Here is a 23,354-nt window from a genome sequence, read left to right as displayed (position 1 = left end):
CTCATTAAAATTCATAACGTCCTGTCAGTTCAAAAGAACGGTCTGCTCCGAACCAGCAGTTACTGCTGTCATAACAGGTGTAATAGGTCTCATCAAAGGCATTCGATATGCTAAATTGCATACTTGCCCCTTTCCAATCTGCTGATAATTGTGCCAAATCATAGCCAATAGATAGATCGACAAGTGTGTAAGAAGGCACTGTATCAGAGTTGGCTGCATCCATTTGCATTTGGCCCACATATCTTAAGCCTGCGCCGAAAGAAGCCCCAAGTAAAGTACCTTGTTTTGGCTGGTACCCTAACCAAGCACTGATTTGTTGCTCAGGTGTCCAGATGGGTGTGTTGCCCTGAATACCGTCGTTACTCTTTGATACTTCGACATCTTGATAGGTATAAGCAATTCTCGTACTAACTTCTTCCGTAATGGCTTTGGTTAATTCAATTTCTAAGCCATTTGAGGTAACTTCACCTACTTGGATTTTGTCGTAGGTACCACCGTTTGGGTCTCTAGTAAGCACATTGCTTTTGACAATATTGAAAGCTGTAATCGAAGCGATTGTATCTGCATTTTGAAATTTTAATCCTGTTTCGATTTGATCTGCGGTGGAGGTTTTAAAGGCATTACCTAATCTATCGGAGCCAGAAACGGGTTCGAAACTTTGCGCGAAGTTAATAAAAGGTGAGAAACCATTGTCTAACTCATATAATGCGCCAACTCGACCACTAAACTGGTTTTGATCAACATCAGTTGTTGCTTCTGCACTGTATTTTTTGCCCGTCTCTGAATATTTATAATTGTCATATCTACCACCCACAATGAAGACCCATTGATCCATTCTTATTTGGTCTTGAAGGTAAAGTCCTGTTTGTTCTTTATTGATAGTAAAATCACTGGAATAACCAGATGCAGCAAAATCTAAGTTAGATGCAACAATTTGATTGTAGTCGGGATTGTATAAATCGATACTTGGTGCAACAGCATCTTCGTATTTGATGTCTGACTCTAATTTTAAATAATCTAAGCCGATTAGAATATTATGTTCTAAAGATCCTATATCAAAAATGGCGGAGAATTGGTTATCAAGGTTAACGCCTTGAGATTTCTCGTCTGTTAAATAGGCTCTTCTGTTTAAAGTTCTTTCGTCAGAGTCTAAACTGCTTGAATAAGTATTTTGCTGATATGCATCGGCAAAGGTAAAACGAGTATTCTGTAGAAAGCTCCAAGTATCATTTATCTCATGTTCTAGCTTGTACCCTAATAATAAAACTTCTCTTTCGTATGTTTCCCAGCCTTCATCTCCAGCATAAGCATCTGAGTCGAGTTTGCCGTTTATATTACTCTTCACTGTGCCTTTGGATGGAAGAGATGAATATACCCCCATCTCAGGGTCATTCTGATAATACATATTCAGATTCAAGAAGGTTGAATCGCTCAGTTGAATATCCAAGGATGGTGCAATAAGGATACGTTCCTCTTCCGCTGTTGCAGATTGCCCGTCTTTTTGACGTGCTAGACCAATGACATGATAGTCTACTTTGTTACTAATGGCTCCGGTTGAATCAAACTGTACCTGTTTTTTATTATCACTGCCCAAAGTGATTTCTAGACTATCTGTTGCTTCTTCTTGAGGCGATTTACTGATGATATTGACCATTCCGCCAGGCGGCATTTCACCATATAGGGTTGAGGTTGGTCCTTTGAATATTTCAATTTGAGCAATGTTTGCTGAATCGATTTGTGGCTGTAAATTCCACTCATTGTACAGCAGTGGTAAACCGTCTAATAAAACAGTGTCGTTATCAAAACCACGAATGTTAAATAAGTCTAAACGAGTAACGGAACCGCCGCGCAGCTCAGTATTGACACCAGAGCTGTATCGCACTGCTTCTGCTAGGCTTTCTACGCCCCGTTCTTCAAGTGTTTCACCATCAATAATGCTAATGGCTTGTGGTGTTTCTTCTGCATCCAATTGGGTTTTGGTAGCAGTATTACGATAGGTTTGGCCTTTTACTTCAAGGGTATCTAGATCATTAGTATCAATGGATTCTTCAGCAATGGTGTGACTTGTGGCAATAGCGATTGCCAAGGCAATTAAAGTAGGTCGAAATGACTGAGTCGATTTCATTGTTGCTCCGAGAATAATGTTGGTTATGAGAATGAATCTCATTCTATTAATCCCGTCTCAGGAAAACTTAACGATTTGGTGCAACTTGATTGCTCAATCTTGATCTTTTTATCTTCGTCTTATTGTCTGGGGCGAATAGGCAACCAATATTCCATATAACTATTTAGATCTGCAGGATCATAATTAGGCTGATACATTTCCAAATCAAAACCGGATACGCCGTTGTAATCCGAATCTGGTAACCAATAAAACAAAAACCAACGAACGGCCTCTTCTATCGCCTGTACTTTGCCATGAACCGGTATAACGGCATACTCCTGCGCGGGTATTGTGAGTATTGGGTATGTTTCTGGAAGCATGGTTTGTTCTGTATAACTTGCCCAATAATGCATTTGTTCAGGATGCTCATTACAGAACTGAGTGTTTATGACACCTATGGCTTGTGCTTCGGTATGACTGCCACAGAAATCATGGTCAACTTTGCGCCACAGGTCTCGAACTTTCTGTTGATAGTCGGGTTGATTAGAAAAAGGTCCATAGATCCAATCAGATTGTGCTTTAAGCTGAAAAGCCTCACGGTTTTCGATGCGAATTTGAGTGAAGGCTTTCGGCGCTTCAAGTCTGTGATTGGCTTGTCGGTACTGCAAAGGTGTCCGTAAACCTTGACGTATACCGCGCTGTCGATAGTTTCTTGGTGTGGTATGAAACATCTGTTTAAAAGCACGCGAAAAACTGATTTCAGAATCAAAGCCAGATTGCATGGCAATGTCTAAGTGCCTCTGTTGACTAGATATTAAAAGCTCAGCGGCATGACTAAGCCTAAGCTCGCGAGTATATTGCGCAACGGTTAAACCTGTGGCTTCACCAAAGACGCGCTGAAATTGCCAGCGTGACCAGCAGCTTTTTTCAGCTAAATCGGCCACATGAATGGTTTCATCAAGATGACTGTGAATATAGTCGAGGACTTTTTCTATGCGATTTAACTTATCTTGGTTGGTCATATTGGTAAAGTGGGAGATAAATAATAACTATTATCATCTAAAACACCCTCATTGCCAATCTCTCGTGATTAAACAGAACGTCTTTTATTTCTTCACTAGGATTTAATCAGTTTGCATGATTAAATCCACCAGCTTACCAAGCGTTAAAATCACATCAGGGTTGTTGCTCCGACCACCCGACAGATAGGAAGTGTTGCCATGCAGGAATTGACTCGTACCAGTTTGTATTGCGCTATGTTCATCGCCATTGGCGCCGTGGCCGGTTTATTAGGACCGAGCTTGATCTATTTAGCCGACTTGATTGATGCTACGGTGGCGGAAATTTCCGTTGTTTTTACTGCTCGTGCTATAGGCAACATTCTTGGTGCTATGTTAGCGGGTCGTATGTATGAACGTTGGCAAGGACATCATTACATCATTTTGATGTTAGTCATTATGATTGGTGCTTTGGTGCTGGTGCCCTTCTCTACCAGCTTAAGTATGTTGGTCGTCTTATTTTTTTTACTAGGAGCGACAGAAGTATCGGCCAATGCGGGCGGCAACATGATGATGATTTGGTTGCATAAGGAAAAAGTCGGTTCGTATGTCACTGTGTTGCACCTTTGTCACAGTGCGGGTTCCATGTTGGCGCCTTTGATTTTGGTTTTCTCAGGATGGTTAGGCCAAGATTATGGTGCCGGTTATTGGTTAGTGGCTTTATATGCTGTGCTACTGCCAGTGTTATTGTGGCGTCAACCTAGCCCAAGATTTGAAGCCAGAGCACAAGAAGTCGTACCAGAAACAAAACAAAAGGCTACATTTTTAGCCTTTGTAACCGTGATATTTCTTTATGTGGGCTTTGAAATTACTATCGCTGGTTGGATGAGTACCTATGCGGTTTTGTCTGGAGTGGAGCAAAATACAGCCGCTATTCTGGTTACTTGGTTCTTCGTTAGTATCTCCATTGGCCGTTTGATTTCAGTGCCTTTATTGCGTTTTATTACGCCTCAACAAGGTGTTAATTTGCATTTATTGATTGCGATTTCTGGGGTCTTAGTCATGATGCTTACCGACGTTTCATTAGTGTTGGTGGCATTATGGTTAGGTCTTGGTTGCTCCGCTTTCTTTCCTATGGTGTTTTCATACGCAAATAGCATCATGTCTCTCAATGGCAAACGTACTGCCTTCGTTTTTGTATGTTGTGGTTTAGGGGCTTTGGTTGCACCAACTTTGACTGGACCTATCATTGAAGTGTTCAGTGTTAACGCCTTTCCCTATTTATTGGCGTTTTTGATTAGTATGATTGCTTTGAGTTGGTATCGTTTATCCACCATGACAAGATAGATAGCAAGTGTGTAAGTGTTTACACACTTGCTATCTCTTGTGACACTTAATTAACTGTACTTGTGCAGTAAGGCAATGCTGAAAGCAGCTAAATCTGTGTAAATTTCAAATGTGAAAGGAATGTCTTTGTATTGGGTTTGACGCCCTTTGCCAGTTAAAACTAACACCGGTTGACAGCCTCTGGCGTGACCTGCTTCTAAATCACGCAGGGAATCCCCTACCATGATGGCTGGAGTTTGATTGAAGTTAACTCCTAATTGAGTTTCTATCTTTTCAATCATACCGCTTTTGGGTTTACGACATCGACAGTCATCGTCTGGTCCATGAGGGCAATATTCAATGCCTTCAATCTTGCCACCTTCTGCTGCAACCAATGCTGTCATTTTATCGTGCATGGCGTGCAATGTGGCTTCGTCATAATAACCACGAGCAATGCCAGATTGATTGGTCACTACGTAGATCTGAAACCCTGCTTTTGATAGGGCCGCTATGGATTTGATGCTACCAGGAATCGGCTGCCATTCCGCAACAGATTTTACATAGGCGTCTGAGTCTTGGTTGATGACCCCGTCTCTATCAAGCAATATGATGGGTTTGATTTGTGACATGAGTTTTCTCTTGAAAGTGTATTATTTGCTTTGCGCTATGTTTGCAAAGCGAGTTTGTCGACATAATTGACTAAGGTCTTGTGGTGCAATCCCTATGTCCAGTCCTCTTTGTCCGCCACTTACATACACTTTTGAATAGATTTGAGCTGATTCGTCAATGCAGGTAACCAGGGATTTCTTTTGACCGATCGGGCTGATGCCACCAATTAAATACCCCGTGATGCGTTCAGCCTCTTTGGCTTCCGCCATACGCAGCTTTTTAACGGCGAAGGCGCTAGCAGCACGCTTCAAATTTAATTGGCCTGTTACCGGTACTATGGCCACAAAAAACTGTTTTTCATCAGTCACTAACAAGGTCTTAAAGACGGTTTCTGGTGCTAAATTAAGTTTATTGGCTGCCTCTTCACCAAAGCTATGACAATGCGCATCGTGTTGGTATTCGTGCAATGTAAAAGCTATTTTGTGTTTTTTTAGCTGATCAATTGCCGGTGTCATTTCTTAATCATCCTAGTCTATTTCATTAAGTTACTATTTCTGCCAGAACATTGGCGTGAATAATACCAATAAAGTAAACACTTCCAGACGGCCAAGTAACATAGAAAAACACAACATCCACTTCGCAGGGTCACCAATGTTGGTAAAGCTACTGGCCACGTCACCTAAGCCTGGTCCCAAATTATTTAAAGTGGCGGCAACGGCTGACCAAGCGGTTACCTGATCTAGACCAGTTGCCATTAGACCTATCATTAAGATTACGTAAACCAATAGGTAAGCAGAAAAGAATCCCCATACGGCAGATACCACTCGCTCCTGTACCGCTTTCCCACCGACCTTAACAGGAATCACCGCATTGGGATGGATTAAGCGTTGGATTTCACGTATGCCTTGTTTTAGGATCAATAGAATTCGAATGACCTTCATTCCGCCACCAGTTGAACTAGCACAGCCACCAACAAAAGAGGTTACGATTAAAAGAAAAGGAAGGAAGTGTGGCCAGGTTGAAAAGTCTGATGTGCCAAAACCCGATGTTGTTGCAATGGAAACACTTTCAAACAGGGCATAGCGTAACGATGTGGCCCAATCAAAGGTTGCCGTCATGGCTAAAACCAAAGTAGAGAGTATTATTGTACTGCACAGTATGAGAAGGAAGAAACGTGCTTCTGGGTCTTTAAAATAATGCCATACACTTTTATGACGCCAAGCATAAAAATGCAAAGCAAAGTTAAAGGCAGAGACTATCATAAAGAAGGTACAAATCAGCTCGATTGCCACACTATTGAAATAACCTATGCTGGCATCATGAGTCGAGAAACCACCGATAGCCACGGTTGAAAAGCTATGGCAAATGGCATCAAACAAATTCATGCCAGCAATCCAATAGCCTAAAGCGCAGACAGAGGTTAGTGTGGCGTAGATATACCACAAGGCTTTCGCTGTTTCAGCGATACGTGGGGTTAACTTGGTATCTTTAACAGGGCCTGGTGTTTCAGCACGGTATAACTGCATACCACCTATGCCTAGCATTGGCATTATGGCAACCGCCAATACAATGATACCCATGCCACCTAACCAGTTGAGAAGCTGACGATAAAACAGAATGGATTTGGGCAAAGTGTCTATGCCCGTCAGAATGGTGGCTCCGGTTGTGGTTAACCCAGAAATGGATTCAAACAAGGCATCTGTAAAGGTTAAGTCCGGTGTTTCGGCCAAAAAGAAAGGCACAGATCCAAACAAGCCCAGTACTGACCAAAATAAAACGGTCACTAGGAAGCCATCTCGAATTTTCAATTCCCCTTTTTCCTTATGTACGGGAAACCACAAAATAAAGCCGCCGATTAGGTTAATGGTCAAGGCATACAAAAAGGCAGATAAGACACCGTCGTTATAAATAAGAGAAACAATAATCGGAGGGATCAGCGACACGCTGAAAACCATGACCAATATTCCAATGACTCGCAAGATAACCTTAAAATGCATATCTAATGTCCTAAACATTCGGCTACTGGATCTGTTATAGCGCCGAACAATGACTGTAATCTGGTATTAATATCAATAACTCTTTTTAACGAAACAGTGAAGATTATCAAAAGAAGGTCAAGCCTACTTGGAAGAGTTGTTCTACTGCAGGAATTTGCTTCTTGTTCGTCACAAATATAATGACATGGTCTTCTGCTTGGATAACCAATTCACTGGTGGCGACAATTACATCATCTCCGCGAACAATTGCTCCAATGGTTGCCCCTTCCGGAAGATTAATATTGGCAATACTACGGCCAACTACTTTCGAAGAACGATGATCGCCGTGGGCTACTGCTTCCAATGCTTCTGCCGCACCTTTACGCATGGAGTGAACGTTCACTACATCACCACGACGGATATAACTTAACAAAGAACTGATGGTAGTGTGTTGTGGTGAAATGGCAATATCAATCATGCCTTCCTGAACAATGTCCACGTACGCTGGGTTATTAATAATGGTCATAACAGTGCGAACCCCGAGTACCTTAGCTAACATGGAAGACATGATGTTGGCTTCATCGTTGTTAGTGAGTGCGCAAAATACGTCGGTGGATTCTATGTTTTCTTCTAGCAGCAATTCTTGTTTGGAGGCGTCGCCATTGAGCACTATGGTATTGTCTAGAGTTTCAGACAGGTAGCGACAACGTTCAGCATCACGCTCAATAATTTTGACGCGATATTCTTTTTCCAAACTTTGTGCCAGACGCTCACCTATATTACCGCCACCAGCAATTATGATACGTCGATACGGTGTATCTAATGGGCGTAATTCACTCATTACATCCAGTACATCTCGCTGGGCGGTCAGGAAAAAGACTTCATCATTAGCTCGAATATAAGTATTACCATCTGGTGAAATGGATTTACCGTCACGATAAATCGCAGCAATTCGGGTTTGAATTGAAGGCATATGTTCTTTTAAAAAGCTTATCGGCTGGTCAATAAGAGGCCCGCCTTTTTCCGCCTTGACTACCACCAGTTGTACCCTACCCTCAGCAAATTCCATAACCTGTAATGCACCGGGATAACGAATTAAGCGGCTTAAATGTTTAGTGACTTCTTTTTCTGGACTAATACGCACGTCCATTGGTAACGCTTGATCGCTAAATAGCTCAGGATGGCTTGAATAAGCGCTGGATCGAACACGACCAATTTTTGTGGGGGTCTTGAATAAAGTATGAGCGACTTGACAAGCCACCATATTCGTCTCATCTTGGTTACTGACGGCAATCAACATGTCAGCATCATTGCAACCGGCTTGATGAAGCACATCAGGGTGCGCGCCACTGCCTTCCACAGTTTGAATATCTAACCTATCTTGTAGTTCTCTAAGGCGATTTAGGTCTGTGTCGATCACAGTAATATCGTTATCTTCACTTGCTAGATTCTCTGCGAGCGTTGCACCTACTTGGCCGGCTCCGATGATGATGATTTTCATATTTTGCCTTAGCAGAGCCTGACGGTTGCTCTACTCTGATGTATTCACCTAATACGGTTAGGTGTTTGGTCTTTTAATGAGTCGTATGATCTTTGCTGCAAAAGATCCTTAATGGGTAAAGTTTACCTACATAAGAACAATTATTTAACTTGAAGTTTTAAAAAACTGATAATAATTTTGATTGAACTTCAGTGACATTGCCAGTTTGCTCATTTCGTCTATTCGTTACTATTAGATTAGATAGAAGTATTATTTTCTATTAGAAATTTTACGGGAAGTGCGCGTTTAGGCTTGTCATAGAAAACTGCAATAGAGTGACAATAGATGATAAGCAAATCAACGACCTTTAGTGTATTGCTTGCATGTCTATTGTTTGTGATCTTGTGAGTATAAGTCTTTAGAATAACGTCTTAGGATTACTGTCACTAAAATTGGACTATTTTTTCATCTGTTTCACATGAAACAATTTTAAATAAAAATAAGTTGTAGAAAGGTTAAAGGTTGAAGAAAGAAAAAAGAAAAAAGAAAAAAGACAGGTGAAGAACTAAGTCTTACCTGTTTGTCCTGTTCGCTTTGTTATTTTTCTTAAGAGTAGTTATTCCCTTAATTCGCCAAGAGTTCATCAAGCGTCTTTCATTAACAAACAATAGTAAAATCCGTCTTGATATTCTGTACGAGGGAAAATCTGATATCCATGAGATACTTTCTTACCTAGTGGATCAACTTGGTCATCAGAAAATAGCTTTAGAAGATGCGGATTTAAAGTAGCTAAATCGACTTCTAAAGCATCTGATTGTGAAGCCAAAAAAGCGGCTATTTGTTGTTCATTTTCTTCTGGCATCAGTGAGCAAGTGGCGTATAGCAAATACCCTCCCGGCTTTAATGTCTGCCAAACCTTGTGAAGAATAGTTTGCTGAATGCCAACAAGTGCTTCTAGATCGGCAGGCTTGCGATTTATTTTGATATCTGGGTTTCGACGAATAACCCCCGTAGCTGAGCAAGGAGCGTCTAGTAAAACTTTATTGAAATATTCTCCGTTCCACCAAGTGTTTATATCCGATGCATCTGCACAGATGAGCTCAGCTGAATATCCAAGTCTTGCTAAATTGGATTCTATTTTGTCTAATCTCCACCTTTCTAGCTCGATGGCGGTGAGTTTTCCTTCTGCAATTGATTCATCTTTGCTGTTCTTTGCGGAGCTTTGGGCTAAAGTTTCCAGCAAGTGCCCAGTCTTACCTCCCGGTGCCGCGCAAGCGTCTAATAAATTCTCTGTTACGTTTGGGTTTAATATTTCAGCGGCTAGCTGTGCGGATTCGTCTTGGATGCTACATAAGCCATCGTCAAAACCTGGTAACTGATTAACAGAAACTGCACTTTCTAGATACAAGGCACTTCTTGAATGTATCCCAATAACTGCTTTTATACCCAGTTTTCCTAACTCAGATAAATATGTTTCACGTGAAACGCGATTTAAGTTAACCCGCAAACACATTGGTGGGTGCTGATTGTTTGCTGCAACAATCTGTTGAAATTGATCTGGCCAATGTTTCTTATAACGCTTAACCAGCCATTTAGGATGATTAAACTCCACAGATGGCATACTAGTCAGATTATCTAATAGTTGATTACCTTCCCGCTGATATCGCCTTAAAATTGCGTTAACGAGTTTGGTAGCCCAAGCTTTATTTAGTGCTCGACAAGCTTCAACGGACTCATTGATCGCAGCATGGTCGGGCGTTTTCATAAAGATAAGTTGATATAAACCTAATAAAAGCACAGCGTATAAATCTGTATCTTTTTCTTCAAAAGGGTGTGACAGCAGACTTAACGCCAAACTGTTTAGTTTAGGAAATTGACGACATACGCCAAAGCAATACTCTTTTAATAATGCTTGATGCTCTGAAGCTACTTGATCTTGATAGCGATTGAGTTGGGTACTCAATGATCCTTGTTGAAGCAATATTTGAGTTAATATCTGAACAGCAATGGCACGAGGTGTATGATTCGTTTCCATTGTTTAGGCTTCCTTTTGGTCATTGGTAAAAAAAGACTGACCTGCTTGAAGTAGATCTTTGTGTTTACCATTTAATGCATCTTGTGCCTTCATACGTTTACCACCTGGAAACTGTAGTTCTGTAATTTGCAAAGCGCCTTGCCCTGTTACAACCAGAATACCCTCTTTGCTAACTGAAAGAATTTTGCCAGGGGCTTTGTCAGTTTTAAGATCAACAACCTTAGCTGCATGGATTTTCATTACCCCTGCTGAACAATGTGTAAAAGCGCTTGGCCAAGGTGTTAGGCCTCTTACTTGTCGATCTAATTGCTCAGCACTTTGATGCCAGTTTAGCTCTCCTTCCTGTTTGGTAAGCTTATCTGCGTAATTAGAAAAGTTACTGTCTTGTGGTTCCGCTTTTATTTCACCAGCGCGCAATTTTTCAAGCGCGGTAACCAGTGTCTCACCACCCAGAACGGCCAATCTGTCATGCAAGCTACCGGAAGTATCATCCGAGTGAATTTCACAGCTAGCTTTCAGCAGCATGTCTCCAGTGTCTAAGCCAACATCCATTTGCATGATAGTAATACCGGTTTGCGTATCTCCTGCCATTAACGCCCTGTGAATGGGGGCTGCTCCTCGCCAACGAGGTAATAAAGAGGCATGGACATTTATGCAGCCCATTTTCGGCGTGTCTAAAACAACTTTAGGCAAAATGATTCCGTAGGCAGCCACTATCATGATGTCAGCATCAAGTTCGGCAAGCATGCGTTTGTCTTCATCTTGTTTAAAGTTTAATGGTTGTAAGACAGGAATATCATTTGCTAGAGCAAGTTGCTTAACAGGGCTTTGCACAAGCTTTTGACCACGCCCTGCTGGACGATCCGGTTGAGTGTAAACACCCACTAACTGGTATTGGTTTTGAACTTGTTGATCAATAAGTGCTTGTAGACTTGCAGCAGCAAAGTCCGGTGTACCGGCAAAAACAATACGAAGTGGTGATTTTGTCATGCGAATTCCTTAACGAAAAAATCAGGCCAGTGGCCTGATTTTTAATAATCTAGGTTTAAATATTAGCGTATTGCTTGGCTGAACCTTAGTATTTTGTACAAGTTAATTAGGCTATTTAATAGATTTATCTTGCTTGCTTTTGAGCCAATTTATGCGCTTTTTCTAACTTGCCTTTGATGCGATTACGCTTTAATGGTGATAAGTAATCAACAAATAACTTGCCATCTAGGTGGTCAATTTCATGTTGAACACATACGGCCATCAGCTCGTCTACTTCCATTTTGAACTCTTTACCGTCACGATCTAATGCTTTCACGCGCACTTTAGCGGCTCGGTAAAGGTGTTCATAAAAGCCTGGTACAGATAAGCAACCTTCTTGGAACTCGTTTGGCGCATCATCTAATACTTCAAATTCAGGATTTATGAATACAATAGGTTGATTGCGTTCTTCAGAATGGTCCATTACCACTACACGATAATGATAGTCCACCTGTGTTGCCGCTAAACCAATACCATTTTCATCGTACATGGTATCTAACATGTCGTCGATTTTGGTTTGCAGCTCGTCAGTAATTTCCGTCACCGGCTCAGCGACTTTGCGCAGACGTGGATCAGGGTATTCTAGTACAGTTAAAACAGCCATGGTGTTCGTCTCTTTCAATTCAATTGACTGGCTTCCAGAATTATTCGATGAGTAGCTTTGAGATGATTAGCAAGATGACTAGAAGCACAGTGATTTAACTTAATCTTGTTATTGTACCTCAAGTTGAGGCTTTCAGCAGTGATCTCATGGCGGTTTTTTACTCAGTATGATTCAATCGAGTTAATAGAAATTGTCTATTTCTTTCAGGATGAAAATAATAGCTGTTTTCGCATGAGAACCTACCCTAATTTTTTCATTGTAAGCAGGAAGCACAACAATGTTTAAAACGAAACCAACACAATTAAATCGCAAAGATTGGCTTTGTCTAAGTTTTCTTAAAGGCATAGGCCCTGCACGCTTATCGCGTTTGATGCAATATCTTCATGCGCAAGATACTTTTTATGGTGAGCAAACTGATTATGGCGAGCACACAGAGAATTTAGAAGAACATATAGATGAAGATATCGATATTTTATCGTATGCATTTCTCAGAAAACTAAAATGGCCTGATACAACAGCCAAGCAAGCTATGACCTATTTGTCTTCTGGCAAGCTCATAGATGAGCAGAAAGTTAAGTTAGATCAGACTCATGAATGGCTTGAGAATGCGGATCATCACCTGCTGATGTTTTATGATGATGAGTATCCTAGGCTTTTAAAAGAGATCAGTGTTCCACCTGCCCTTCTGTATATAAATGGCTCATTGGATGCAATGGCCTATCCCAAGTTTGCTATGGTGGGTGCTCGGCGTTGCAGTAAGCATGGTAGAGACATGACCCATTATTTCGCAGAGGCTTTGACTGATTTAGGAGTGTGTATTGTAAGTGGTGGTGCCATTGGTATTGATACAGCAGCCCATTGTGGCGCCCTCAAAAGCAATGTTGCACCAAGTATCGCTGTGATGGGTACTGGCCTCTTGAATTGGTATCCAGAGCAAAATAAGCCTCTATATGAAGCCTTACTGAACCAAGGCGGTTTGCTTTTAAGTGAATACCCACTTACCACTCAACCAAGGCCTAATTTATTTCCGCCACGCAATCGCATCATCAGTGGCTTGAGTATGGCACTATTGGTGGCTGAGGCATCCATTAAAAGTGGTTCTTTAATCAGTGCCAGTTATGCTTTACAACAGAATCGTGATGTCTTTGCTTTTCCTGGCAGATTAACAGATAGGCAATCGGCTGGCTGCCATCAATTGATTCGTCAAGGAGCCAGCTTAGTGACAAAGGTTGAGGACATTCTAAATGAGTGTCCCCTGTTATTAGAAAAAAATGCCATAACAGAAAAGCGCAATAAGCAATTAGATGCTGAGTCATTGTTATCAAATAAAATGTTATCAAACAAAATCATAACGAATGAAGAGGATCAGCAAACAGAACAGGTATTCAGTCCATCTGCAGTACCTAACAAACAAATCTCTAATGAGAAAAAAGCGACAAAGACGATAAGCACACTTGAATCAACCTTATCATTAAGCAGGGAAGCTAGGGCTGTGTTAAATCTTTTAAAAGATCTTTCCCAAAAAGGTGACATGTCAGCACTGGATTTTGATGCTTTGATACGATTAACAAAGCGTGATGCTGGAGACCTAATGCAATCTTTGATGGAGCTTGAGCTCAATGCGTGTATTAAAAATCAGCAGGGATTGTATTGGCTGATAAAAAATGAATGACAAAAGATAAGGCTGTATTCAAATACAGCCTGATTTTTGTTGTCTATGATCTTCTATAAAGAAGAGAAAAATAGGCATGTTAATATCACTGTTAATTAGTCTATGCTGCCAAAGATGTCTTTCTTAAGCTGTTTAATATCTCGTCGCTCTTTCTTATTGGGTTTATGATCGGCCATGATTCGTCCACCGAAAGATTTATGTTCTAATGCCCTGCGTTCACGTCTATCAATAGATTCGGCTGTTTCTTCATAAAGCAATCTAGCTTCTGGTGCCCCGCGACGTTGTTCGCTAATGGCTTTTACTTCTACTGTCTTTTCATCCCAGCCAATACGTATGCCTATCATGGCACCGACTTCAACATTGCGGCTGGCTTTGCCTTTACTACCGTTATAGGTGATCTTGCCGCCATCTATGGCGTCTTTACACAAGGAACGGGTTTTGAAAAAGCGTGCAGCCCATAGCCACTTATCTAAACGAACAGCTTGTAGTTCGGACGGTTTTTCTGTTTTACTCATAAGTTAATACATTGACCTTTATTTGTTGTCATGAGGCAGTTATGCAGGATGTAAATACACACCCAGTTTTTCAAGCACTGCAAAAAATCATACACCAAGCTGCGGCGGCTATCATGGAAATATATCAAAGTGCTGACTTGGGAATTGAACAAAAATCCGATGACAGTCCAGTCACCGCAGCCGACTTGGCTGCTCATAAAGTGATTATTACCGGTTTGCAAGCACTCACACCTAATATTCCTGTCTTGTCAGAAGAAGGTTCTGTGAGTTTGGAAGAGCGGCTATCTTGGTCAACACTTTGGATTGTAGACCCTCTTGATGGGACCAAAGAGTTCATTAAACGCAATGGTGAATTTAGTATTAATATTGCGTTGGTAGATCAAGGTAAACCTATATTGGGCATGGTGTACTTGCCTACTACTGCTGAGGGATATTTTGGTGTTACTCAGGCTTGGCAAGATCTTCCATTAGGCGCAATAAAGTGGCATGACGGACCTGAACGAGCTGTAAGCTATGAAAGCATTAATGTTAGAGCACCTCGTGAGCCCATTATTGTTATGACCAGTCGAAGCCATGGCCCTGCTTTACCTATGGAGTTGAAACAAACTTTGAAGGATTTTTATCAGCAAGTACGAGAACTGCCTAAGGGCAGTTCAATTAAAGGTTGCCGAATTGCGGAAGGCATTGCTGATTTGCATCTACGTCGTGGCCCTACCAGCGAATGGGATACAGCTGCCCAGCAAGCTATTATTGAAGCAGCTGGAGGAATGCTGGTAACCCCTGAAGGTAAACCATTTCTGTACAATCAGAGAGAAACCTTGCTTAATGGTCATTTTTTTGTTGCAGGTGATGAAATCGCACCACATATTATGCGTTGGTATGAAACCACAGATGAACATAAGAAGAGCTGATAGCGGAGTTAAGAGAATAAACTTGTTTACTATTTGTTTTGTAAAGTAGATATAGATGTATTTAATTCTGAGTTCTAGATAACAAATATAGATTAAAAAGCCGGTGTTTCACGTGAAACACCGGCTTTTTATTAGTGTTTTTAAAAAACTAACTTGCCTTTAATCTAGACACGATACGATTGTGCGCTCGTTTCAAAAAATCGCTTTGTAAAGGTTGGCTTATGGAGCGAGCTATCGATACAGTGCCTACTAAGGAAACAACCGTCTCTTCTGCCAATTCTTCGGCATTTTTCCGAGGTTTGCCATTCTTCTTAAGAATATTAGCCAGCCTCTCAACTAGACTGTCGAAGCAAGCTTGATAAGCTTGGCGTACCTTTTCTTCTTTATGTGCAGCATCTGTAACTAAGAACTCCAACGGTGAAGGATGATCTTGGTCCGTTTTACTCCAGCTTAAATAGCGAGTGACTAAAGCTTTGAGGTGGGTCTCTTTGCCCTCTGTTCGCTTGTCGTCACGAGCCCAAAAAGCATGCGAAGCAGCAAACTGCATGGCAGCTTCATAGAGGCTACTCTTTCCTGAAAAATGTGAATAGAAGGCACCATGTGTCATATTGGCCTTTTGCATGATTTGCGTCAGCGTGACTCGATCAAAACCTCGCGAACAAAAAAGTTTGGCTGCGGCTAGCAATATGCGCTGACGTGTTTGCTCTTTGTGTTTAGTGGTATAAGGCATGAAAAGATCTCCTTATGAAGGTTCTCGCAATGACTCTATTTAATGACTTTATCTTACTGATGAAAGTGCTTAGCTATAGTTTAATCTTACTCGGTAAAGTGAAAAAAGCGACTTTATAAACTTTTTACTTTCTTCATATCATGCATTGTACTGATGAGCTGACAATTCATAACATCAAACAGCAAGTACCTTACTTATCCTTTTCTGGACTTCCTTACTATCCATCATCCATCAGATCTGAAAAAGCTAAAACAAAATATTATCTTGATCATATTAACTCTGACTCTAGCATTAGGATTACAAAACAAAGTTGGTCTTTTTTGAACTTAATAGAACGGCTTGATCAATAGAATGAGATCAAAACACAAAAGTAATGAATGAGAGTTAATTTATACAGAATAGAGAGGAAAGACTATCATGTCGTCAAAAGATCGAATAGTCATTACCGGTATGGGAATCGTATCGCCACTTGGTATTGGGGTGAATGCCGTGTGGAAAAAATTGATAGCAGGTGAATCTGGGATTCGAATTTTGCCAGAGGCACTATCGGATAAGGTTTCTACTAAGATCGCAGGACAAGTGCCAAGTATTATGGAACAAGACAACGGATTGGACGAATCCGATTATCTGTCACCAAAAGAAAGGAAGCGTGTAGATCTGTTTACATTATTTGCTTTGGCTGCTGCAGATGAGGCTTTAAAGCAGGCAAATTGGTTGCCTGATAACGAGGTGGACAAACAAGCTACGGCCACAGTGATTGGTACAGGCATAGGAGGCTTCCCTACTATCACCAAAGCACATACTAGTTTGTTGGACTCAGGGCCAAAGCGTGTGTCCGCTTTTACAGTGCCAGCGTTTCTGGCTAATTTGGCTGCGGGAAATGTCTCGCTCAAATATGGTTTTAAAGGTCCAATTGGCACGCCAGTAACCGCCTGTGCCGCAGGCGCTCAAGCCATTGGTGACGCAATGAGATTATTGCTTACAGGGGAAGCAGAAGTGGCGTTAGCCGGCGGTACGGAAGCATGTATTGACCCATTGTCTTTAGCGGGTTTTGGTGCGTTAAAAGCTTTGTCCATGAATAATGATCAGCCTGCTCAAGCCTCTCGTCCGTTTGATGCACATCGTGATGGTTTTGTTATGGGTGAAGGTGCTGGCCTGATTGTGATGGAAACCTTAGAGCATGCCTTGGCTCGTGGCGCGACTCCCCTAGTCGAAATCACAGGCTACGGTACCAGTGCAGATGCTTACCATTTAACCTCAGGACCAGAAAACGGTGAAGGTGCAGCTCGAGCGATAAGTGCAGCTCTTAAAATGGCCAAGATTGAAGCGGAACAAATTGGTTATGTAAATGCACATGCCACTTCTACTCCGGTTGGTGATCGTGGTGAAATTAACGCATTACGTTCTATTTTTGGTGATGGCGTGACTCAGCTTCCGATATCTTCAACCAAGTCTTCCATTGGTCATTTACTCGGTGCTGCAGGCGGCGTAGAGGCAATTTTCAGTGCTCAAGCAATGTTATCAGACACACTTCCAGCAACCTTAAACCTGGACAATGTGGATGAATCCATGGCCGATTTAGACCTAATTCCCCATAAGGCACGAACAAAAGCCGTCGAGTATGTTTTGTCGGATAGCTTTGGTTTTGGCGGAGTTAATGCGGCCCTGATTCTCAAGCGTTATCAAGCCTGATGTTTCACGTGTAACGGCTCATCAAAACGGCATTCAGAAAATATATAAAAAAAGCGGCCTGTGGAAACACAGAGCCGCTTTTCATTTGTATCTAATAAGCTAATGTATCTAATAAGCTAACAAAAAGAGTCTTTTTATCCCATGAGTTTATTTGGCAACCACATCACCAATTCTGGGAAACACATACAAATGATGAGCACCAAGAGTTTGATAAGAACAAAGGGTGTCACCGATTTGTAGATATCCAACATGGTGATACCCGGTGGTGCTATGCCCTTCAAATAGAACAAGGCAAAACCATAAGGAGGCGTTTGAACTGCAATCTCTATGTTAAGAATCATCAAGATACCAAACCAGATAGGGTCAAAGCCGAGTGAGACAGCAATAGGAGTAAAGATAGGTGCACACATCAAGACGATTATGAATTCATCGATAATGAAGCCTAGCAACAACATAATGACCTGAAACATTATGATGACCATAATGGGTGACAAGCCAAGATCCTGAGTAAAGCTGGCGACCATGTTTTGTACGCCCATCAGCAAGTGGAAGTTACTGAACACAGTAGCACCAAAAATAATCCACATTGCTACACTAACAAGAAGAGCTGCTTGCAAGCCTGCATTACGTACCATGCGAGGCTTAAATCGTTTGAATAATATAGCCAAACACACTGCACCCACTACACCAATAGCACCAGATTCTGTTGGTGTTGCTATGCCCGTTATGATGCTGCCTAATACAGCAACAATAAGCAGCAAGGACAAAAGACCGTCACGTGCAGTGAACCACTTTTCTTTAAGTGTCGGTGGTAAATCTGGCGCTTTATCCAATGGGGCTTTACTGTGGTCTAATTTGCAGGCAATCACCACATAGGTAATTAGTAGCACAATGGTAATAGCAGCTGGCACTAAAGCGGCAATGAACATGCGCCCTACTGAGTTTTGTGTCGCCGAAGCAAACATGATCATAGGAATACTAGGTGGAATCAAAATACCTAGACCGCCCCCTGCCATGATGACACCCAGAGCCAAACGCTTATTGTAGCCACGTTCCAGCATAGGACGTAAGGCAATACTGCCTGATGTCATAATACCTGCCCCTATGATACCAACCATGGCTCCTATCATAGAACAAACTATGATAACGCTGATGGCTAATGAACCACGTACTTTACCAATCAACATTTGACTGGCATTAAACATAGCATCGCCAATGCCAGAGCGCGTGAGCAGTTGCCCCATGTAAATGTACAAAGGAATGGCCAACAAGATAAAACTAAAGTGAGTGGCTTCCAAAGTGGTAGGAATCACATTAAAAAGCCCATCGCCCCATGTGATGTAACCTACCGCCATAGCAATACCACCTAGGCCTAAACCTACAGGGGCGCCTAGAGCGAAAGTGACAAGAATACAAAGTAATAAAACGCCGGTAAGCAACTCGATACTAATCATTTGGCGTTTCCTCTAGATTTCGAATGGAATCTGGAAGTAATTTCTGTCCGGTAAACAAGTGAAAACCTTCCTCTAATAAATCACTACTCAATTGCAGACCGAGCATAAAGCTGGCAACGGCCATCATCACCCAGTAGTGATGCATGTGCGGAGCCCATTCACTTTGACGGCGGTAATTAAACTGTAACGCCTCTTCGAACTTGCCAATGCTCATTTTGCAAATGATGGCGACAAAGAAGATGGCTAAGCAGAAAGAAAGAATGTTGAACAAATTGCGCATGCGTGGCGACACCTTGTTGTAAAGAATGTCGACGTTTATGTGGGCTCGCTGCTGCTGTGCGTAAGCGCCACCCAATGCGGCAATATAGCCAAAAATAAAGAGGGATAGGTCGTATGCCCAAATGGTTGGCTTGTTTAGAAAATAGCGGGAGAACACTTCGAAGGCTACCACAAATGCCAATACCGGCATCAAATAAGATATGGATTTGCCGACAAAGGACACCAGCGCATGAATGGCTAGGCAATAGCGCCTAATCGCTGTCTCTATCATTGTGTAATACCTTAAAAGGATGGGAAGGGTTGGTTGTGCGTTGTGACGAAAATAATAAAACAAAGGAGACAATCAGCTTGTCTCCTTTGCTTATTGTATCAATCCTTTGATGAAAAGCTTAGTTTGCTTCTTTACGAAGGACTTCGATCAACTCTGCACTGTACTTATCGCCTTTCGCGTATTCGTCCCAAAGGCCAGCACCTGCTGCTTGCCATGCTGCTTGGTCTGCTGCGCTAGGCTCTGGACTCCACTGAAGACCTTTTTCTTCCATTTCAGCAACCGCTTGTGATTCCCACAACTTAGACTTAGTCAATTGCTCACGAGCGTGAACCGTTGTAGCAGCGGAAACAATGGCTTGTAGATCTGGAGTCAATTTGTTCCACGCACTACGGTTAACAATGATTGGCAATACTTGTGCACCAGCTAGTGGTAGAGGATACATGTATTTAGCAACTTCAACATGGTTACCATCACGATGGTCGATCATGTTAGAACCGATAGAACCGTCGATTACACCAGTAGAAAGAGAGGTATAAATTTCGCCCCAAGCAAGAGATACAGGAGACGCACCTAGGTTACGTAGGAATTTACCGTATGCCCCCGGCGCACGGATTTTCAAACCTTGGAAATCTTCAATTGAGTTGATTGGTTCTTTGGTTAGAACATAAACTGCAGGTTGGATGTATGGGTCAAGCCAAACAAGGCCTTGAGAACCGTAAGCTTCTTTTAGAATAGGCGCCCAACCTTTTTCTTGGAATAAGGTAGTCAATTCCGCTGCATCGTCTGTACCGCCTGGTAGTCCGATTTCAACAATACCTGCAGGTAGCTCACCAGCGTGCAAAGATTGGAAAGGAGCCCCCATAGTGATTAGACCAGATTTTACCGCACCAAGAATACCGGTTGACCCAACCCCTTCACCAGAGTACAAAACTTGTACCTTAATACGACCATTAGACATGGTTTCAATGTTCTTAGCCAAACTTTCATAAACTTCACCGAACGCACTGCCACGGCTGTATAGATTTGCAAAACGCCAGTTATATTCAGCGGCTTGAGCGGCTGTTGATGCCAATGCACCTAAACCAAGAGCCACAGCTAGTGAGCTAGCGACTATACGTTTTTTTGCTTTTTGAATTGTTTTTAACATGAACTACCTCATAACAAAGTTTGCAGAAAAAGGTCACTAACCTAACGTTGTGACGATTTGTGATCGATATTTTCAAAAAGCGTTAGGGGGTTAAAGCGCGCAAAACTCATCTAAAGTTTTGTTATCACCAAACAATCGCAAAAATAAAAAACTATTAAAAATCAGTAAGCTAACAAGAATAAAGCACCAATACTGTGCAGTAATGCATCAAAATGGCGCATAACAAGGCATGCTATCTTGCTTTGATGAAGCTTAAATTGTTGCTCTAGTGGTTTGATATAAATGCATATTTTTTTCAAATTTAACATCTCAATAAGGCTGAATAGTTTGAGTGATTATATGCATTATTTCGGTGCGTTAAAAAAACAAGTCGCAACATGTAGGCTAATTAAAAGTGAAAATATACGAACAAATCTGCCAAAATGAGCAGCTTCGTTCGTATTTGATCAAGATCAAGAGAGTTTAAATCCTTGAATCTGTTTGGCTAATGCTTGGGTTTGTAAGTGGATATTTTTATTACCAGCTTGAATGGATGCCGTTACGTTATGATTGTCCTCTATCTCTTTTGCAATAATATCCATATCTTGTGCCATTTGGGTGGTGGTTAACGCCACTTCATGAATTGCTTGAGTAATTTCTTGGGTGCTTTGCATAGCATCTAAGGTATTTTGTTCAATTTGTTGAATGGTGGTTACTGCAGTATCTCCTTGCTGTTTGCTTTGTTCGACACGCGATAAGCTAAGACTCATTGCATGGATAACGGCTTGTGTCTCACGCTGAATATTTTCCACTTTTGCAGTAATGTCTCCTGATGCTCTCACTGTTTGTTCGGACAGGGTTTTGACTTCATCTGCCACTACCGCAAAACCTCTTCCTGCTTCACCCGCTCGAGCCGCTTCAATCGCAGCATTTAAAGCTAATAGACTGGTTTGCTCAGCGACGCCAACAATCAGCTCAATCACCATATCGATTTCTTTGGATAAGGCACCAAGGCGTTCAACTCTGCTGTTGGTTTGCTGAATAGCATCGGCGACTTCACTAATGTTGGACATGGCTTGTTTCATTGTGGTGGCACCGCTACTGGCTGATTCATAAGCCAATTGTGCGCCGTGTGCGACAGCTTGAGTCATGTTTCTGACAGTATCTGCTGTCGCAGAAATTTCTTCTGTTGCAGCTGCCATGGTATTACTTCGATCACGAATGCGATCGCTACCACTGACAATGGAATGTACACCTGCTTCCAAATCATCAGCCGTTAACATGAGCTTTTCATTGCTGGTCAATAAATGCCCGACTAATTGATGAAGTTCATTAGACATGGTTTGAGATGCTATGGATAACTGCTGAAACTCGTCGGGTTTGCTGGTCGACAATGACAGACTTTTAGAACTAAGCTTGCCTTGCGCAACTTGTTTAAGAATGGCCAAAACCGCTGCTAAGTTTTTATTTAGGGAGCGCATAACTGTGATTAGGATAAAACCTATGACGCCTGCTAATGCTAAGCTGGTAATAATGATCGAGCTACGAGCTTTTTGTGCTGTATTTGTAGCATAGGTCTGTGCGGCTACTAATAAGGTGTTTTGCAGATAATCTGCACTCTTGTCCATGATTGAGATGAAATCATGACTTAATTTGGCAAGTTGTGTTTGTTGAGCCTTAATTCTGATGGCTATTGAAATTACTGGCTTAAGAGCTTCTTCATAAGCCGTTATTTCGGTATTAAAAACATCGCCAAACCCTATATTATTAACAGTGTCTTGTAAGTTACTTAAGCTATTCATTAGCTTGGTTCGATAGTTAGGGCTTGGATAGGCCAAAAAGTCTTTTTCTTTGTTACGCACTTCTTTAAAACTGGATGCAAAGCTGGCTAAAGAGCCGAACTTTTCTTCTAATGTGTTTGCGGTTTGATTTAAGTGACCTAATGCGCCTGACTGATCGTCCAATCCCAATTGTGACAAGTCATTAAGATTGCTATCCAATAGATGTAAGTAGTTTGGTAGCAAGGTTTGGCTTTGTTCTAATAGCTCATTGCCCTGTTGGTCAATCAATCCTGGTTTGATTTGAAAACCATTCGCAGTAGTTTGTTTGATTTGCAATAAATCTTGTCTGACTTGTCCAAAGCTTTGTGTCGAAAGGGTGGAGATATCACGTTCCAATTTTAACAAAGCAACTTCAATGTTTTTGACTTGCGTTGTTAAGGTGCTTAAATCACTGGCGTTATTGGCGGCGACTGACATATTACTGAGATTATAGATGGAGTAGGCGCCAAAGCTGCCGTAACCGACAGAAACTAAGACTACGATAGCGATAAGTTTTTGGCGTACTGATAATGCGATTGACATGGCTAGCTCCCTTGAACCGCGCTTAAATACAACTCACATAAAAAAAGCCCGCCTACCTAAATTAGATAGTCAGGCTCAAAATGTGCTGGAAGGATGAAATGAATAGTTGCGTAGGGCAAAAAATCATTTCTAAGGTTAACCAAGCAAATACTTAAGTCGATATCTTGTTTCTAACAACAA

19 protein-coding genes are annotated in these 23,354 nt (G+C 41.7%); 4 read left to right on the top strand and 15 right to left on the bottom strand.

Translation table 11 applies throughout. The features are described from left to right. Window positions 1–4 precede the first annotated feature (4 nt). Both ABXS85_RS11740 and ABXS85_RS11735 read right to left on the bottom strand, forming a co-directional pair. Window positions 5–2,125, bottom strand: a complete 2,121-nt coding sequence (locus ABXS85_RS11740) for a TonB-dependent siderophore receptor (protein ID WP_353666722.1) — start codon at window positions 2,123–2,125, stop codon at window positions 5–7. A 119-nt stretch (window positions 2,126–2,244) separates the two neighbouring features. After that, window positions 2,245–3,126, bottom strand: coding sequence for a helix-turn-helix domain-containing protein (locus ABXS85_RS11735; RefSeq protein ID WP_353666721.1), 882 nt, complete (start codon window positions 3,124–3,126; stop codon window positions 2,245–2,247). A 198-nt stretch (window positions 3,127–3,324) separates the two neighbouring features. Between ABXS85_RS11735 and ABXS85_RS11730 the strand changes: the two genes are divergently transcribed. Then, entirely contained in the window at window positions 3,325–4,449 is a 1,125-nt protein-coding gene (locus tag ABXS85_RS11730) for an MFS transporter (RefSeq protein WP_353666720.1), read from the top strand. 50 nt (window positions 4,450–4,499) lie between these two features. Here the strand turns inward: ABXS85_RS11730 and gmhB are convergent, their stop codons facing one another. The 7 genes from gmhB to def all read right to left on the bottom strand — a co-directional run bounded on the left by gmhB (window position 4,500) and on the right by def (window position 12,161). Further along, window positions 4,500–5,057: a D-glycero-beta-D-manno-heptose 1,7-bisphosphate 7-phosphatase gene (gene gmhB, locus ABXS85_RS11725; RefSeq protein ID WP_353666719.1), complete on the bottom strand. Its 558-nt coding sequence runs from the start codon at window positions 5,055–5,057 to the stop codon at window positions 4,500–4,502. 21 nt (window positions 5,058–5,078) lie between these two features. Continuing rightward, the gene (ybaK, locus tag ABXS85_RS11720; RefSeq protein ID WP_353666718.1) at window positions 5,079–5,552 is read right to left on the bottom strand and encodes a Cys-tRNA(Pro) deacylase; all 474 of its coding nucleotides are present in this window, start codon (window positions 5,550–5,552) and stop codon (window positions 5,079–5,081) included. A gap of 33 nt (window positions 5,553–5,585) precedes the next feature. Continuing rightward, window positions 5,586–7,034 (bottom strand): TrkH family potassium uptake protein, encoded by a 1,449-nt coding sequence (locus ABXS85_RS11715; RefSeq protein WP_353666717.1) that lies wholly within the window; start codon window positions 7,032–7,034, stop codon window positions 5,586–5,588. A gap of 106 nt (window positions 7,035–7,140) precedes the next feature. Beyond that, a complete protein-coding gene (gene trkA / locus ABXS85_RS11710) occupies window positions 7,141–8,514 on the bottom strand; it encodes a Trk system potassium transporter TrkA (protein WP_353666716.1) in 1,374 nt (457 codons plus the stop codon). Window positions 8,515–9,136: 622 nt separating this feature from the next. Continuing rightward, window positions 9,137–10,528: a 16S rRNA (cytosine(967)-C(5))-methyltransferase RsmB gene (gene rsmB, locus ABXS85_RS11705; protein ID WP_353666715.1), complete on the bottom strand. Its 1,392-nt coding sequence runs from the start codon at window positions 10,526–10,528 to the stop codon at window positions 9,137–9,139. 3 nt (window positions 10,529–10,531) lie between these two features. After that, window positions 10,532–11,518, bottom strand: coding sequence for a methionyl-tRNA formyltransferase (fmt, locus tag ABXS85_RS11700; protein ID WP_353666714.1), 987 nt, complete (start codon window positions 11,516–11,518; stop codon window positions 10,532–10,534). Between the two features lie 124 nt (window positions 11,519–11,642). After that, on the bottom strand, window positions 11,643–12,161 hold the full coding sequence (def, locus tag ABXS85_RS11695; protein ID WP_353666713.1) for a peptide deformylase: 519 nt from the start codon (window positions 12,159–12,161) through the stop codon (window positions 11,643–11,645). Between the two features lie 277 nt (window positions 12,162–12,438). On the opposite strand from def, the gene dprA reads away from it, so the two are divergent. Beyond that, window positions 12,439–13,833: a DNA-processing protein DprA gene (gene dprA, locus ABXS85_RS11690; RefSeq protein WP_353666712.1), complete on the top strand. Its 1,395-nt coding sequence runs from the start codon at window positions 12,439–12,441 to the stop codon at window positions 13,831–13,833. Window positions 13,834–13,928: 95 nt separating this feature from the next. On the opposite strand, the gene ABXS85_RS11685 is transcribed toward dprA, so the two are convergent. After that, window positions 13,929–14,348 (bottom strand): S4 domain-containing protein, encoded by a 420-nt coding sequence (locus tag ABXS85_RS11685; protein ID WP_353666711.1) that lies wholly within the window; start codon window positions 14,346–14,348, stop codon window positions 13,929–13,931. 41 nt (window positions 14,349–14,389) lie between these two features. On the opposite strand from ABXS85_RS11685, the gene cysQ reads away from it, so the two are divergent. Continuing rightward, entirely contained in the window at window positions 14,390–15,259 is an 870-nt protein-coding gene (gene cysQ, locus ABXS85_RS11680; RefSeq protein WP_353666710.1) for a 3'(2'),5'-bisphosphate nucleotidase CysQ, read from the top strand. Window positions 15,260–15,407: 148 nt separating this feature from the next. Here cysQ and ABXS85_RS11675 read toward each other — a convergent pair whose 3' ends face one another. Beyond that, window positions 15,408–15,989 carry a TetR/AcrR family transcriptional regulator gene (locus ABXS85_RS11675; protein ID WP_353666709.1) on the bottom strand — a complete coding sequence of 194 codons (582 nt, stop codon included), beginning with the start codon at window positions 15,987–15,989 and terminating at the stop codon, window positions 15,408–15,410. Between the two features lie 417 nt (window positions 15,990–16,406). On the opposite strand from ABXS85_RS11675, the gene fabF reads away from it, so the two are divergent. Next, window positions 16,407–17,681, top strand: a complete 1,275-nt coding sequence (gene fabF / locus ABXS85_RS11670; protein WP_353666708.1) for a beta-ketoacyl-ACP synthase II — start codon at window positions 16,407–16,409, stop codon at window positions 17,679–17,681. Window positions 17,682–17,815: 134 nt separating this feature from the next. On the opposite strand, the gene ABXS85_RS11665 is transcribed toward fabF, so the two are convergent. From ABXS85_RS11665 to ABXS85_RS11650, 4 genes are all read right to left on the bottom strand, one after another. Next, window positions 17,816–19,135 carry a TRAP transporter large permease subunit gene (locus ABXS85_RS11665; protein WP_353666707.1) on the bottom strand — a complete coding sequence of 440 codons (1,320 nt, stop codon included), beginning with the start codon at window positions 19,133–19,135 and terminating at the stop codon, window positions 17,816–17,818. Continuing rightward, the gene (locus ABXS85_RS11660) at window positions 19,128–19,685 is read right to left on the bottom strand and encodes a TRAP transporter small permease (protein WP_353666706.1); all 558 of its coding nucleotides are present in this window, start codon (window positions 19,683–19,685) and stop codon (window positions 19,128–19,130) included. The genes ABXS85_RS11665 and ABXS85_RS11660 overlap by 8 nt, the downstream gene beginning before the upstream one ends. Before the next feature lie 118 nt (window positions 19,686–19,803). Next, on the bottom strand, window positions 19,804–20,832 hold the full coding sequence (locus ABXS85_RS11655) for a TRAP transporter substrate-binding protein (RefSeq protein ID WP_353666705.1): 1,029 nt from the start codon (window positions 20,830–20,832) through the stop codon (window positions 19,804–19,806). Window positions 20,833–21,284: 452 nt separating this feature from the next. Next, window positions 21,285–23,174, bottom strand: coding sequence for a methyl-accepting chemotaxis protein (locus ABXS85_RS11650; protein WP_353666704.1), 1,890 nt, complete (start codon window positions 23,172–23,174; stop codon window positions 21,285–21,287). Window positions 23,175–23,354: the final 180 nt, after the last annotated feature.

It is taken from the genome of Marinomonas sp. THO17, from assembly GCF_040436405.1.
GTDB lineage: Bacteria > Pseudomonadota > Gammaproteobacteria > Pseudomonadales > Marinomonadaceae > Marinomonas.
This window is presented reverse-complemented; position numbering and strand designations above follow the sequence as displayed.

What these genes read in the sequence shown, in the direction of transcription:
- ABXS85_RS11740 (WP_353666722.1), bottom strand. Translation starts at nt 2,125, where the DNA reads ATGAAATCGACTCAGTCATTTCGACCTACTTTAATTGCCTTGGCAATC.
- ABXS85_RS11735 (WP_353666721.1), bottom strand. Translation starts at nt 3,126, where the DNA reads ATGACCAACCAAGATAAGTTAAATCGCATAGAAAAAGTCCTCGACTAT.
- ABXS85_RS11730 (WP_353666720.1), top strand. Translation starts at nt 3,325, where the DNA reads ATGCAGGAATTGACTCGTACCAGTTTGTATTGCGCTATGTTCATCGCC.
- gmhB (WP_353666719.1), bottom strand. Translation starts at nt 5,057, where the DNA reads ATGTCACAAATCAAACCCATCATATTGCTTGATAGAGACGGGGTCATC.
- ybaK (WP_353666718.1), bottom strand. Translation starts at nt 5,552, where the DNA reads ATGACACCGGCAATTGATCAGCTAAAAAAACACAAAATAGCTTTTACA.
- ABXS85_RS11715 (WP_353666717.1), bottom strand. Translation starts at nt 7,034, where the DNA reads ATGCATTTTAAGGTTATCTTGCGAGTCATTGGAATATTGGTCATGGTT.
- trkA (WP_353666716.1), bottom strand. Translation starts at nt 8,514, where the DNA reads ATGAAAATCATCATCATCGGAGCCGGCCAAGTAGGTGCAACGCTCGCA.
- rsmB (WP_353666715.1), bottom strand. Translation starts at nt 10,528, where the DNA reads ATGGAAACGAATCATACACCTCGTGCCATTGCTGTTCAGATATTAACT.
- fmt (WP_353666714.1), bottom strand. Translation starts at nt 11,518, where the DNA reads ATGACAAAATCACCACTTCGTATTGTTTTTGCCGGTACACCGGACTTT.
- def (WP_353666713.1), bottom strand. Translation starts at nt 12,161, where the DNA reads ATGGCTGTTTTAACTGTACTAGAATACCCTGATCCACGTCTGCGCAAA.
- dprA (WP_353666712.1), top strand. Translation starts at nt 12,439, where the DNA reads ATGTTTAAAACGAAACCAACACAATTAAATCGCAAAGATTGGCTTTGT.
- ABXS85_RS11685 (WP_353666711.1), bottom strand. Translation starts at nt 14,348, where the DNA reads ATGAGTAAAACAGAAAAACCGTCCGAACTACAAGCTGTTCGTTTAGAT.
- cysQ (WP_353666710.1), top strand. Translation starts at nt 14,390, where the DNA reads ATGCAGGATGTAAATACACACCCAGTTTTTCAAGCACTGCAAAAAATC.
- ABXS85_RS11675 (WP_353666709.1), bottom strand. Translation starts at nt 15,989, where the DNA reads ATGCCTTATACCACTAAACACAAAGAGCAAACACGTCAGCGCATATTG.
- fabF (WP_353666708.1), top strand. Translation starts at nt 16,407, where the DNA reads ATGTCGTCAAAAGATCGAATAGTCATTACCGGTATGGGAATCGTATCG.
- ABXS85_RS11665 (WP_353666707.1), bottom strand. Translation starts at nt 19,135, where the DNA reads ATGATTAGTATCGAGTTGCTTACCGGCGTTTTATTACTTTGTATTCTT.
- ABXS85_RS11660 (WP_353666706.1), bottom strand. Translation starts at nt 19,685, where the DNA reads ATGATAGAGACAGCGATTAGGCGCTATTGCCTAGCCATTCATGCGCTG.
- ABXS85_RS11655 (WP_353666705.1), bottom strand. Translation starts at nt 20,832, where the DNA reads ATGTTAAAAACAATTCAAAAAGCAAAAAAACGTATAGTCGCTAGCTCA.
- ABXS85_RS11650 (WP_353666704.1), bottom strand. Translation starts at nt 23,174, where the DNA reads ATGTCAATCGCATTATCAGTACGCCAAAAACTTATCGCTATCGTAGTC.